Here is a 12,272-nt window from a genome sequence, read left to right as displayed (position 1 = left end):
TGCTACGATAATGTGTGGAATCATCGGCTGTGTGGGCCGCGAAGACGAGACGCTCGACGTGCTCGTCCACGGCCTCTCGAAACTGGAGTATCGCGGCTACGACTCGGCGGGCGTCGCCCTCTCGGGCGAGCGCGTCGGCGTCTGTAAGAAATCGGGCAAGATCGACGACCTGCGCGAGGCGCTGCAGTCGCGGACGCTGGGCGGTGCGGCCGGGATCGGTCACACTCGCTGGTCCACGCACGGACCGCCGACCGACGAGAACGCCCACCCGCACCTGGACTGCAACGGGGACGTCGCTGTCGTCCACAACGGCATCATCGAGAACTACCAGGAGCTGCGCGACGAACTCGTCGGCGCCGGCCACGCGTTCAAGAGCGATACCGACACCGAGGTCGTCCCCCACCTTATCGAGGACGCCCTCGCCGACGGTCGCGACAACGAGGCCGCCGTCCGCGAAGCCATCGCGCGGCTGGAAGGGAGCTACGCCGTCGCCGTCGTCGTCTCCGGCGACGACACCATCTACGCGGCGCGCAACGACTCGCCGCTGGTGCTCGGCATCGACGACGGCGACGAGGACAGCGACCCCGCGTACTACCTCGCCAGCGACGTGCCCGCGTTCCGCGATTTCACCGACCGCGTCGTCTACCTCGCCGACGGCGAGTTCGCGACGCTGCGCGCTGGCGGCTGGCGCGTCTCCGACGTCGACGGCAACGAGGTCGACAAGGACGTCGACACGGTCGACTGGGACCCAGAGGAGACCGGCAAGAGCGGCTACGACCACTTCATGCTCAAGGAGATCCACGAGCAACCGCGCGCCATCAGGCAGTGTCTGCGCGGGCGCGTCGACGAGCTCTCCGGCGAGGTCGACATCGGCGATCTGGGCGACCTCTCGCCGACGGGCGTCCAGTTCGTCGCCTGCGGAACGAGCTACCACGCGGCGCTCTACGGCGCGCAGTTGCTCCGCGACGCCGGCATCCCCGCCCAGACGTTCCTCGCCAGCGAGTACGCGACCGCCGTCCCGCCGATCGGCGACGCGCTCGTCGTCGGCGTCACCCAGAGCGGGGAGACCGCCGACACCCTGTCGGCGCTCCGGGAAGCCCGCAAGCGCGGCGCCAGGACCCTCGCCGTCACGAATACGGTCGGCTCGACGGCCGCCCGCGAGTGCGACCACGCGCTGTACATCCGCGCCGGCCCGGAGATCGGGGTGGCGGCCTCGAAGACCTTCGCCTCACAACTCGCCGCGTTGACGCTGTTCTCGCTCGGTACCACCCGCGTCGACGACGCCCGCGAGATCATCGGCGCGCTCCGTGACCTACCGAGTAACATCCAGGCGATCCTCGACGACTCGACGGCCGAGTCGGTCGCCGAGACCTACGTCGACAGCGACGCCTACTTCTTCATCGGCCGGGGCCACCAGTACCCCGTCGCGCTCGAGGGCGCGCTGAAGATGAAGGAGATCACGTACAAGCACGCCGAGGGCTTCGCGGCGGGCGAACTCAAGCACGGGCCGCTGGCGCTCGTGACCGAGGACACGCCCGTCTTCGCGGTCGTCACCGGTGACGGCGAGATGGCGCGCAAGACCATCGGGAACGTCAAGGAAGTCGAGGCTCGCGACGCGCCTGTCATCGCGGTGACCGACGGCCAGTCTGACGTCGAGCGCTACGCCGACGAAGTGCTCGAAGTCCCCGAGACGCACCCGCGGGCGGCGGCCGTGCTCGCGAACGTCCAGTTGCAGCTCGTCTCCTACTACGTCGCAGACAAACTCGGCCGGTCGATCGACAAGCCGCGCAACCTCGCCAAGAGCGTCACGGTCGAGTAAGCCCCGTTCGGCTTCTTTCTAATTCGCGCCGTGTGGGACGTGGCTGCTACTCTCGTTCTTCCGGTGGCTCCGGCGGCTCTGGAGGTTCCAATAGCGCGACCAGTAGCTCGTACGTCTGTGAGTCGGTCACCTCGTCCCACGACACCCGGATTCGCGTTCCGGCCAGTGCCACACTCGCCGCGAGGAGTCCGAACCCGATGGTCTCTCTGGTCGGTGACCCGAGTACGATTGTCATCGCGAGCCCGGCGACGACGGCCGCGAGCACAGCGGCGCTGCCGATCTGGATCGGTCGGTCGACGAGTAATCGGTAGAACTCTTCGAAAAGCCGGCCCGACCGTGCATGTTCCCAGCCGCGGCCGAATATGTCAAAGGCCCAGTCGAGGATCCGGATGACGGGCCCGACGACGTACGTCTCTCGCAGGTCGATCACGACGATGTCCGGGTCCGGTTCGGCGGTCAGCCAGTTGTAGAGCCACGAAGCGCGGGCGGCGTGGGCGCTCCAGTCGACGCCAGCAGCGAGCCGGCTGCCGGCGGCGAGTGCTTGCAGGCGGTCGAGCGCCTGTCGCGCACTACGAGTCGTCTCAGCGCGCTCGAACGCGGCACGAAACCGCCGCGCTCCGGTCGATAGCAACTGTGCCGTGCGGGAGTTCTGGACGCTCATTCGGCGTCGAGGTCGACGACCTCGGCTTGGATCGTCGTCGTCCCGAGGTCGAGGACGACCGTGTTTCCTTCCTGTATCCGCTGGCCCTTGAAGCGGACGCCGTTGTCGAGTTCGCGGATCTGCAACTGGGTGGTCAACGTGACGTCCTTGTTGACCGGATGTTCGCGCTCGTAGATCTCGCCGCTCTCGCTCTCGAGGACGACGACCGCTGGCTCGATGTCGACGTTCGTCACCCGTGCGATCGTCTGGCCGGCGTTCGTCTCGGTCATGCCCGCCGAGAGGCTGTTCGCTCGCTCGGGGGGAACGTTCTGGAGTTCGAGTTCGACGGTCCGCTCGGTCGCTTCCCCAGGCTCGCTGGCCGTTTCGAGTCGAGTGATCTGAGCGCCGAACTCGTAGCCGTCCGTCCGGAACGGCAGCCAGGTTCCCTCCCGGAGCGTCCGGTTCGCGCCGAACTGCGGACGGTCGTCGATCGTCAAGGCTTGGACGGAGAGCCCGACGTACACTCGCTTGCGGTCGGCGTCGTTCGTCCCATAGACGGAGACGCTCTCGACGGTGGCTATCGACTCGCCGGCCACGCGGTACTCGTCGCCCGTTTCGATCCGCTGGGCGACGTTGTCGTCGACGGTGTTCGTGACGAGCACTCGCTCGGTCGATTGGGTGAGATTCCCGCCAGTCCGCTCGATCGCACCGGTGAACTGGTAGCCGGCGAGGGGGAGGACGAGTTCCTGCCCGGATTCGACGCGGGTGCCGGCGAACTCCGCCGAACTGCCGTTCCCGTACGTCTGCAGGTCGACAGCGAGGAACAGCGTTCGCTGACCCGACCTGTTAGCATCGTACACCGCGGACTCCGAGACGGATGCGACCGTCTGGTCCGCGATCCGTGTCTCGGTGCCGGTCTCGACGTCGTCTGCGACGCCGTTCGGGGCCGTTCCGTGCAGAATTACCGTCCGCTCCTGGGTCGGGAGGTCGGTCCCGTTTCCGACGCTCTGGATCGTCCCGTTGACGACGTACTCGTCTGTCTCGAACCGCAGCGTCCGACCGAGGCGCAACGTCTCCCCGCCGTACGTGAACCCGTCGTCGGTGAGGGTGCCGTCCACCTCGACCCGGGCGTACGCTTGCGGGTTGTCTTCACCGGGTGTGAAATGGGTGTCCGTGATCGTCATGTTCCCGGGTTCGCTCTCGAGGGAGGCGGTATCGCCGGGATCCAACTGTTCGAGCACGTACTCCTGCTGGGGGCCGAGATCGAGCGTGACGTGACGGGTCTCTTCTTCGCCAGAGCCGCCAGCGACCAGCGCGATTCCGGCGGCGGCGACTGCGAGGACCAGGAGGACGGCCAGCGCATCGACGACGTTGATCGTCCCGAACAACCGACCGTCCTCGTCGATGATCGCCATTGCTGATTCAGGACAGCGCCAGTGCAGGTATAGTGGTTTCGTTTAGGTTTCCAGTCCCTTCCCGCGCCGTTTCCCACCCAGTCCCGGCGCGTACCTCAGTTTCGGGGAGTGTTCCGGGACGAACTCCTGTGTGGAGACGGCAAGACTTTTAGGCGAGCGTAGTTACTCACTATCTGAGTAACTCATGACAATCCTCGTCACCGGCGCCGACGGCTACATCGGCTGGCCGACCGCCTTGCGAATCGCGAACCGAACGGACGACCGCGTGCTGCTCGCCGACAACTTCGCCCGCCGCGAGTGGGTCGAAGAGGTCGGATCGAAGAGCGCGACGCCGCTCGCGGGCATCGACCAGCGCATCGAGGCCGCCGAGGACGTGTTCGGTCTCGGGAACCTCTCGTTCGTCGAGGGTGACCTCGTCGAGAAGTCGTTCGTCGACGAGCTGCTGGCCGTCCACGAGCCAGACGTCGTGGTCCACGCGGCTGCCCAGCCCTCGGCCCCGTACTCGCAGATCAACGGCGAGCGGGCCAACTACACCCAGCACAACAACATGCAGGCGACGCGCAACCTGCTGTGGGGACTCGACGAACACGGCCTGACGGATACCCACTTCATCGAGACGACGACGACCGGTGTCTACGGCGCCCCCGAGTTCCCCATCCCCGAGGGCGGCGCGGTTATGGAGAACGACGGTGAGCGCGACGAGGTCCCCTTCCCGGCGATGGCGGGCTCGTGGTACCACCTCACCAAGAGCCACGACGCCGCGAACATGCGGCTGGCTCACAAGCAGTTCGACATCCCCATCTCCGACGTACGCACGGCCATCACCTACGGCACCGAGACCGAGGAGACCCGCGAAGACGACCGCCTGAAGACCCGCTTCGACTTCGACTACTACTTCGGCACCGTGGCCCACCGCTTCGCAGCCCAGGCCGTCGCGGGCTACCCCGTCACCGTCTACGGCAAGGGCGAACAGCGCAAGCCCTTCATCTCGCTGGAGGACGCCGTCGAGGGCCTCGCCAACCTCGCACTGCAGGACCACGAGGAGCGCCCCGACGACCTGACCGTCTACAATCAGGTCACTCGCGCCATCTCCATCGTCGAGATCGCCGAGACCATCGCCGACGTGGGTGATGACTTCGACCTCGACGTCGCGGTCGAGCACTTCGAGAACCCCCGCGACGAGGACGAGACCCACAAGATGGAGATCGAGAACGACAACTACGTAGCGCTCATCGGCGAGCAGGCCCAGGACTTCGAGGACGGCGTCGCCGACATCTTCGAGACGCTGACCCGCTACGCCGACACCATCGAGGCCCACGAGGACCGGTTCCTCCCGGGCGTCCTCGACGACTGGGACGACGAGGAGTAAGCCGTGGACGTCCTCGTCACCGGCGGCTGCGGCTACATCGGCAGCCACCTCGTCCCGCAACTGCAGGCCGACGACGACGTCGACCGCGTGGTCGTCCTCGACAGCCTCGTCTCCGGGTCGCCCCGGGCGCTGTTCGGCTGCTTCGACGAGGCGCTGGACTTCCGCCGCGGCGATGTCCGCGAGTACGGCGACGTCGAGAGCGCGATGCGCGACGTGGATCGGGTCGTCCATCTGGCCGCGATCACGGGCGCCGCGAGCACTCACGACCGCCGCGATGAAACCTTCGCCGTTAACTACGACGGTACCGAGAACGTCCTCACCGCGGCCGGAAAGCTCGGCGTCGAACACGTCGTCTTCGCCTCCTCGTGTAACATCTACGGCCGCGCGACGAGCACGGACATCGACGAGACGGTCGATCCGGACCCGATCAACCCCTACGCCGAGACGAAGTACCAGTCAGAGGGGATGCTCGCCGACTACTGCGAAGAGTACGACATGACCGGCACCGCCCTGCGGATGGCCACCAACTTCGGCTACTCGCCCGCGGTCCGGTTCAACCTCGTCGTCAACCACTTCGTCTTCCGCGCGGTCACCGGTCGGCCGCTGACAGTCTACGGCGACGGGTCGAACTGGCGCCCGTTCGTCCACGTCGACGACGCCGCCCGCGCGTACAAGCGCGCCGTCTGCGAACCCGAAGCGTGGGACCAGCTGGTCTACAACGTCGGCTCCAACGGCGGCAACTACCGCATCGAGGAGATCGCCGAAGTCGTCCGCGACGAAGTGGGGCCTGTGGACATCACCTACCTCGAAGACGAACACCCGGGTCCGTCCTACCACGTCAACTTCGACCGTCTCTCGGAGACGGGCTTCGAGACCGAACACACGCTCCGCGAGGGCGTTCGCGACCTCGCACGGAAGTTCACCAATGAGTGAGACCCCCACCGACTTCGACCCCGACTCGCCCACCGTCGCCGTCACCGGCGCGGCGGGCTTTATCGGCAGCCGCGTCGTCTACGAACTACAGCAGGCCTACCCCGACTGGGAGATCACCGCATTCGACAACTTCTACCTCGGCGATGTCCGCGAGATCGGCGATGTCACCGTCGAGCACGTCGACATCCGAAACCGCGACCGGCTGGAAGACGCCCTCTCCGGCGCGGACATCGTGATGCACCTCGCGGCTATCTCGGGCGTCGACGACTGCGAGGACAATCAGGACCTCGCCTACGAGGTCAACGCCCAGGGGACGAACAATGTCGCGTGGTTCTGCCGCAAGACCGGCGCCGCACTGGTCTTCCCGTTCTCGATGGCGACCATCGGCGACCCCATCGAGTTCCCGATCACCGTGGATCACCCGCGGGACCCACTGAACTGGTACGGGCGGACAAAACTGCTCAACGAGCGGGCCATCGAGGGCTTCGCCGACGGATCGTTCCCGGCGCACCTGTTCCTCAAGTCGAATCTGTACGGGGAGCACGAGATCGACGGCCAGACGGTGTCGAAGGGGACGGTCATCAACTTCTTCGTCGGCCGCGCGAAGGCGGGCGAGAACCTGACGGTGTACGAGCCCGGCGACCAGGCGCGGAATTACGTCCACGTCAAGGACGTGGCCCGCGCGTACGTCCGGAGCGCCGAGCGGCTGGTCGAGCAGCTAGACGCCGGCGAGACCGGCGTCGAGAAGTACGAGATAGCGAGCGACGAGGACCCCGGTATCACGTCGGTCGCGGAGATGGTTCGGGATATCTCGGCCGAGGAACTCGACTTCGAACCGGAGATCGAACTGCTGGAGAACCCGCGCGACGAGACCCTAGTCAGTGAGTTCGCGGTAGACACGACACGGGCTCGCGAGACGCTCGGGTGGTCGGTCGAGCACTCCGTTGAGGAGAGCATTCGCGAGTTGCTGCAGCGCGACTGAAGTAGTCCGTCGTCGGTTAGGTCGAATCGCCACGGTGGCTCCGGTTACTCGGCGCTGTCGCTGTCTGCGGATCCGTACGTCTTGGCTGGCTCGTCGAGGTCGACGGTGACGAGGTCGTTGTCGCCGTCCCATTCGGGGAGATACTGCGTGGTGATTTCGGGGAGCAGTGCGTACTCTTCGAGAAACGCCTGTCCGGCGATGGTCCCGCCAGAGTCGGTTTTCGAGACCGTGTAGGCGGCCTCGTCAGCATCGCTGTCCGCGACGGGTTCGATCCCGACGCGGTTGGCGTCTTCGTCGTAGTACAGAACTGCACCGTCGTCGTCCTCGAAGTACTCCTCGAGCGCGGCCTGGTTCACGCCGATAGAGCCCGACTTCCGGAGCGATATCTTCGGGTCCGTTCCAGCCGGCCGGCCTCGGCCACGTCCTGCCTCATCGAATTTTTCAAAACCCATGATTTTGGTTATTCGCTCAGGTCTTAAAATAATTCTGTTGCTTGTTTCAAACATCTCCTGGTTTCAGATGTCTCTTTGTGTTTATCGATCGTTTTTCGTTTCCGGTGTATCACACCCCTTGAAGTCGGGGAGAGCTGATGCCGTAGCGCTTATGCCGGCTTACTTTTGTTGTACAGACGAATGGCCGTTCGGTGGCACTACCGCATCGCGAGCGTTGTTGGGTCCGTCGCACTGACAGTGTTCGCGGTGTGGATGGCCAACCTCGCCGTGGTTCAGGAACTGTTCAGTCAGGTCCCCTACTTCGGGCGGCCCGCACCAATCGTCCTCTCTGGAAGCGATCTGACCGGCGCGATCTCGACGGCGCTGGTCATTACTATGGCCGCGATGTGGCCCGTGTTCAAGCCCCGACCGCGCCGGATCCTCGATACCATCCTGCTGACCCACAAGCGCGTCCTGCTGGCGATGGTCGGCCTCGCCGCGCTGGGATACTACGACTACAGCTACGCGCTCCCCCGGCCCACACTCATCCTGATGACCGGCTTCCTGCTGCTCACGTTACCGGCCTGGATGACGGCGATTCGACGGCGTCCCAGCTCACAGACGCGCGCGGTCATCATCGGTGACGATCCGCAAGCGATGGAAGAGCTCCTCGCAGCCACGAATGTCCCCGTTCTGGGGTACGTTTCTCCTCCTTCCTCGTATGTCGCTGAGGGCCAACAGGCGGTTGGTAGCCCTGAATTGGCCGACGGAGGGACTGGGAGGAACCAACTTGACGAACTCTCGAATCTCGGTGGACTCTCGCGGCTCGATGAGGTGTTCGTCAAATACGATATCGACACCGCTTTGCTGGCATTTACCGAGACGGATCGGTCGGAGTTCTTCGGTACGCTCGCGGAGTGTTACGACCACGGTGTGACCGCGCAAGTACACCGGGATTACGCCGATACCGTTCTGACGGAGGGCGTCGCTGGCGGCGACATCGTGGAGATCGACCTTGAACCGTGGGACTGGCAGGACCACGTCGCCAAGCGTGTCTTCGATGTCGCCTTTGCGCTGTCGGCGCTGGTCGTCCTCGCGCCGCTGCTAGTGGTGATCGCCGCCGCGATCAAACTCGATAGCCGTGGGCCGGTGCTGTATGCCCAAGAGCGGACCGCTGAATTCGGCGACACGTTCACCGTCTACAAGTTCCGGAGCATGGTGACCGACGCTGAGGCCGAAAGCGGCGCGAAGCTCAGCGAAGAAGACCGCGGCGGCGTTGACCCGCGTGTGACTCGGGTGGGGCGGGTGCTTCGGAAGACTCATTTGGACGAAATTCCGCAGCTGTGGTCGATTCTGGTCGGCGATATGAGCGTTGTTGGACCGCGCCCCGAGCGGCCCGAGTTAGACAACGATATCGAGTCGAACGTCGGTGAGTGGCGTCGTCGGTGGTTCGTCCGGCCGGGACTAACTGGGCTTGCTCAGATCAACGACGCCACTGGCCACGAACCAGAGGAGAAGCTTCGCTACGATGTCGCGTACATTCGGCAACAGTCGTTCTGGTTTGACCTGAAGATCGTCATACGGCAACTGTGGATGGTGGCTATAGACACGATAGTCGGAACTAGACGGATTCTCTGAGAAAACACCGTAAGCTGTATGAAGAAGGGGTCAAGTCGACCAAATTAGCTTATGAGGGCAGCAACGGGCTAGGAACGTACGCTTTCATTGAACTACGTATGTTAGGGGCCCCTATTGAAAAGATAAGGTATAGAGCCCCTATAGAAAACATAATCAATATGAGTTCATAATTGGAGCTAATGTCTATATTAGTTTTCATGAATAGTCCAATTATGTAGGTGATTGAAGATAATAATAAATATTCTCCTATGGGACGGAAAGGAATTTCATAGTCAATGTGAGTAGACATATATCTCATATGGAAGAGGAGATTGATGGCCAACGAGGTAGAAGTTGCAATGGCTGCGCCAGTTATCCCTAGTAGAGGTATTAGCGATATATTTAACAGTAAATTTGCGGCCGAAGATATAGTTGCTGATTTGGCCGATTCAGCAGGGTAGTTCATTGCTTCCAAGAAATTTCCAAATACTGTGTAAATACCGTGTAAGATTTTACTGAAGATCAGTATCTGGAGTGCTATAGCGCCTTCGGAGTACCCACTTCCAAAAAGTAAATTCAGGATCTCCGATCCAAATAGGAGAGAAATAGAGATCGAAGGAAAAACAAAGTACAGGGATGGAATTACTAGGCTAGGTAATAAGTCACTTAGTTTTTGTCGGTTCTCACTCATATCGGAGGACAGTTCACTAACCTTTGGGAAGGCGGTTGTAGAGATCGCTTGACTAAATAGCATTATCACTACAGAGACGCGCCAAGCCAACTCATACTGTGACACTTTTGCAGCCTCTAGATACAGGCCTATTAGAAGAACATCCAACCACTTAAAAAGTTGAAAGTTTGCTGTCCCTATGAAACTATATTTGGAAAAATCCCAAATAGATTGTAAATGTTCCTTTTTTGGAGCCTTACATCCGATATCGAATATTATAACGGACAAAAATATCGATATTATGTCCGATATTATGTACCCAAATATCAAGGAATCGTAGCCATGGCCATGACTTGATAATAAGAATGCGCTGATAAAAAGAATTATTTTTCTAGATAATTGAATCATGGATACCTTTACTATTTCCATTTGTCCTCTTCCAATTTTAAACAAGGCTCCAGAAAACTCTTGAAATATGAGTCCTGTAGTGAGTAGAATCACAGTTTCTTCTCCGAATACTATAGACACATCACCAGATACATGATTTACTACATAATCGGATAATGTAAGTATACACAAACAAACCACTGAGAGAGATACTATTTTGATCAGAATTGCAGAGGAAATATAGCGTTCATCCGAGGTTTCGCTTAATTTCTTTTCGATCCCACTCCGTAGTCCTAGATCTGCTGGCAGTGAAAGTATTTCCAAAATGGTCCGGTACAAGAAATATATTCCTAAAGTTGCTGGGCCCAATTTTCGGCTGAAATATGCGAATCCAACAAATGTAGCTATTGAGTTCAATATCTTCGAGAAAAACACAACAGCAGATGTTCGATCTACATCCATTAATCGAGATAGCCCAAGTCTTCTAGACGATCCTCCAGGTCGTTGTCAGTGTGATGTTCTAAAACCTCGCGGGATATAGAATCAGTAAATTCAACCTCTGATTCCATCGCTGGGCTCGAATGAGAAAACACGTCTTTTCTCACCTGCCCATCGTAGTCATTAGGAATACTAAGGCCGTGTAAGTGTAGAAGAGTTGGGGCGAGATCGAGAATTGAGATGTCAATACGTTCACCTTCTGTTTCACCGAAGTCTGGCCCATTCGCGACAAACAGTCCTGTTTTTTTGTTTTCAGCCTTCCAGCCTGAATCCTCCGGATGAGTGACAATGTCATCACTACCTATACTCCCTGGTATATGAGTACCGGATTTCTGGTCAATTATCAGGTCCGGTGCCTGGTCGAGATACTTTCCCGAATATATATTCTGTTTCTTATGTATGCCTTCGAGTAATTTTTCTTCTTTTTCTATATTTAATTTTTCAAGCTCTTGGGTTAATTCTTTTTCGTCTTTGCCATCTTTCGATATCATATAAACTGGGCCCTGTCCACTGGCTATTGCCTTTGAAGACTCCCAATCTATGCTTTCTTCTTTTGCCCCATGATTGATTGTCCCTGATTCATCCGGCAGCTTGTTCAATATCTTTTCGGGTGTGTGATTTTTTGCGAGGTCGAAAATACCCAACCTTGCAGCTACTTCTCCAATTCTTTCTCTGCTCAGACCGATTTTATGAAGTGCCTTTTGGGTTTTAAGATTGGTATTTAAGTATCCACTCGAATCTAGCCAATCATTTATGTGGAATACTGTGTCTATTTCTGTGGAACCATGGTCACTCATGAAGATTGTATTTGTGTCCTTAGAATCTAGCTTTCCGATATACTCATCAATAATCTTCCAGCCTTTGAGGGTATATTTATGATCCCAAAGATAATGTTGGAGTACGTTAATATAGAAGGTTGTTATCTGAAGGAACCCTATATTTTCCTGCTCAAGCATTATCTCTGCAGCCTCATACCGAGACTCAATGAGATCTAGAATTTCAGTAGCTGCTCGGTCGATATCCTCGCTAATGTTATGTTTGTTTGTCACTCGGTAGTTCAGTTCTCTATTCAATGTCTGTTCAAATGAAGCAGGTGACGCAAATCCTGTGTTCTGACCGTCAGGCGCTCCAGCAACAACATACCCGTTCACGTCTTTCGGAGGGTACGTAGTCGGAACACCAATTACACCAACAGGTGTATGCTGCGAGATTAATTCCCAAAATTCCGTTAGAGAATTTTTCCTTTCTGAGGGGTAATATATTCGTTTTTGGTCAACATCTATGTTTTCCCACCAAAATATGCCTATTTTTCCAGGGTTTCGCCCAGTCATATACGCTTTCCAATTGGGGGACGTTACCGGAGGAAGTACAGACTCAAGGTCACCACAGATGCCAGATTCTATCTGTTGTTCCAAATTAGGGAGTTCTCCTTGTTCAATCCAGGGTTCTATTAATTCAAAATGTGCACCATCAATCCCAAAAACTAACGTATCGGGTGAGTCCATTGTTGG

Annotated in this window: 10 protein-coding genes; 5 read left to right on the top strand and 5 right to left on the bottom strand. The window is 58.8% G+C overall.

Going from position 1 to position 12,272, the window contains the following annotated elements; translation table 11 throughout:
* Window positions 1-10 precede the first annotated feature (10 nt).
* Window positions 11-1,819 carry a glutamine--fructose-6-phosphate transaminase (isomerizing) gene (glmS, locus tag AB2U09_RS02760; RefSeq protein WP_459191161.1) on the top strand — a complete coding sequence of 603 codons (1,809 nt, stop codon included), beginning with the start codon at window positions 11-13 and terminating at the stop codon, window positions 1,817-1,819.
* A 46-nt stretch (window positions 1,820-1,865) separates the two neighbouring features.
* On the opposite strand, the gene AB2U09_RS02755 is transcribed toward glmS, so the two are convergent.
* Together AB2U09_RS02755 and AB2U09_RS02750 are read right to left on the bottom strand one after the other, a co-directional pair.
* The gene (locus AB2U09_RS02755; protein ID WP_459191160.1) at window positions 1,866-2,480 is read right to left on the bottom strand and encodes a hypothetical protein; all 615 of its coding nucleotides are present in this window, start codon (window positions 2,478-2,480) and stop codon (window positions 1,866-1,868) included.
* Window positions 2,477-3,874, bottom strand: coding sequence for a DUF4330 family protein (locus AB2U09_RS02750; RefSeq protein ID WP_459191159.1), 1,398 nt, complete (start codon window positions 3,872-3,874; stop codon window positions 2,477-2,479). The genes AB2U09_RS02755 and AB2U09_RS02750 overlap by 4 nt, the downstream gene beginning before the upstream one ends.
* 184 nt (window positions 3,875-4,058) lie before the next feature.
* On the opposite strand from AB2U09_RS02750, the gene AB2U09_RS02745 reads away from it, so the two are divergent.
* Genes AB2U09_RS02745 through AB2U09_RS02735 form a run of 3 tightly spaced genes read left to right on the top strand, consistent with a single transcriptional unit; the run spans window position 4,059 to window position 7,158 of the window.
* On the top strand, window positions 4,059-5,243 hold the full coding sequence (locus tag AB2U09_RS02745) for an NAD-dependent epimerase/dehydratase family protein (protein WP_459191158.1): 1,185 nt from the start codon (window positions 4,059-4,061) through the stop codon (window positions 5,241-5,243).
* Between the two features lie 3 nt (window positions 5,244-5,246).
* A complete protein-coding gene (locus tag AB2U09_RS02740; RefSeq protein WP_459191157.1) occupies window positions 5,247-6,176 on the top strand; it encodes an NAD-dependent epimerase/dehydratase family protein in 930 nt (309 codons plus the stop codon).
* A complete protein-coding gene (locus AB2U09_RS02735) occupies window positions 6,169-7,158 on the top strand; it encodes an NAD-dependent epimerase/dehydratase family protein (protein WP_459191156.1) in 990 nt (329 codons plus the stop codon). Before AB2U09_RS02740 ends, AB2U09_RS02735 begins: the two co-directional genes overlap by 8 nt.
* 44 nt (window positions 7,159-7,202) lie before the next feature.
* Here the strand turns inward: AB2U09_RS02735 and AB2U09_RS02730 are convergent, their stop codons facing one another.
* A complete protein-coding gene (locus tag AB2U09_RS02730) occupies window positions 7,203-7,514 on the bottom strand; it encodes a hypothetical protein (RefSeq protein WP_459191155.1) in 312 nt (103 codons plus the stop codon).
* 276 nt (window positions 7,515-7,790) lie between these two features.
* Here AB2U09_RS02730 and AB2U09_RS02725 point away from each other — a divergent pair, with 276 nt between their 5' ends.
* Window positions 7,791-9,227: a sugar transferase gene (locus AB2U09_RS02725; protein WP_459191154.1), complete on the top strand. Its 1,437-nt coding sequence runs from the start codon at window positions 7,791-7,793 to the stop codon at window positions 9,225-9,227.
* A gap of 49 nt (window positions 9,228-9,276) precedes the next feature.
* Here AB2U09_RS02725 and AB2U09_RS02720 read toward each other — a convergent pair whose 3' ends face one another.
* Together AB2U09_RS02720 and AB2U09_RS02715 are read right to left on the bottom strand one after the other, a co-directional pair.
* Window positions 9,277-10,725, bottom strand: coding sequence for a flippase (locus AB2U09_RS02720; RefSeq protein WP_459191153.1), 1,449 nt, complete (start codon window positions 10,723-10,725; stop codon window positions 9,277-9,279).
* A complete protein-coding gene (locus AB2U09_RS02715) occupies window positions 10,725-12,266 on the bottom strand; it encodes an alkaline phosphatase family protein (protein WP_459191152.1) in 1,542 nt (513 codons plus the stop codon). The genes AB2U09_RS02720 and AB2U09_RS02715 overlap by 1 nt, the downstream gene beginning before the upstream one ends.
* Window positions 12,267-12,272: the final 6 nt, after the last annotated feature.

This window comes from Halosimplex yunnanense (genome assembly GCF_054504345.1).
The sequence above is the reverse complement of the archived record's forward strand: the minus strand, read 5'-3'. Positions and strand labels throughout refer to the sequence as shown.

Coding starts and splice junctions, on each gene's coding strand:
- glmS (WP_459191161.1), top strand. CDS start 11: ATGTGTGGAATCATCGGCTGTGTGGGCCGCGAAGACGAGACGCTCGAC.
- AB2U09_RS02755 (WP_459191160.1), bottom strand. CDS start 2,480: ATGAGCGTCCAGAACTCCCGCACGGCACAGTTGCTATCGACCGGAGCG.
- AB2U09_RS02750 (WP_459191159.1), bottom strand. CDS start 3,874: ATGGCGATCATCGACGAGGACGGTCGGTTGTTCGGGACGATCAACGTC.
- AB2U09_RS02745 (WP_459191158.1), top strand. CDS start 4,059: ATGACAATCCTCGTCACCGGCGCCGACGGCTACATCGGCTGGCCGACC.
- AB2U09_RS02735 (WP_459191156.1), top strand. CDS start 6,169: ATGAGTGAGACCCCCACCGACTTCGACCCCGACTCGCCCACCGTCGCC.
- AB2U09_RS02725 (WP_459191154.1), top strand. CDS start 7,791: ATGGCCGTTCGGTGGCACTACCGCATCGCGAGCGTTGTTGGGTCCGTC.
- AB2U09_RS02720 (WP_459191153.1), bottom strand. CDS start 10,725: ATGGATGTAGATCGAACATCTGCTGTTGTGTTTTTCTCGAAGATATTG.
- AB2U09_RS02715 (WP_459191152.1), bottom strand. CDS start 12,266: ATGGACTCACCCGATACGTTAGTTTTTGGGATTGATGGTGCACATTTT.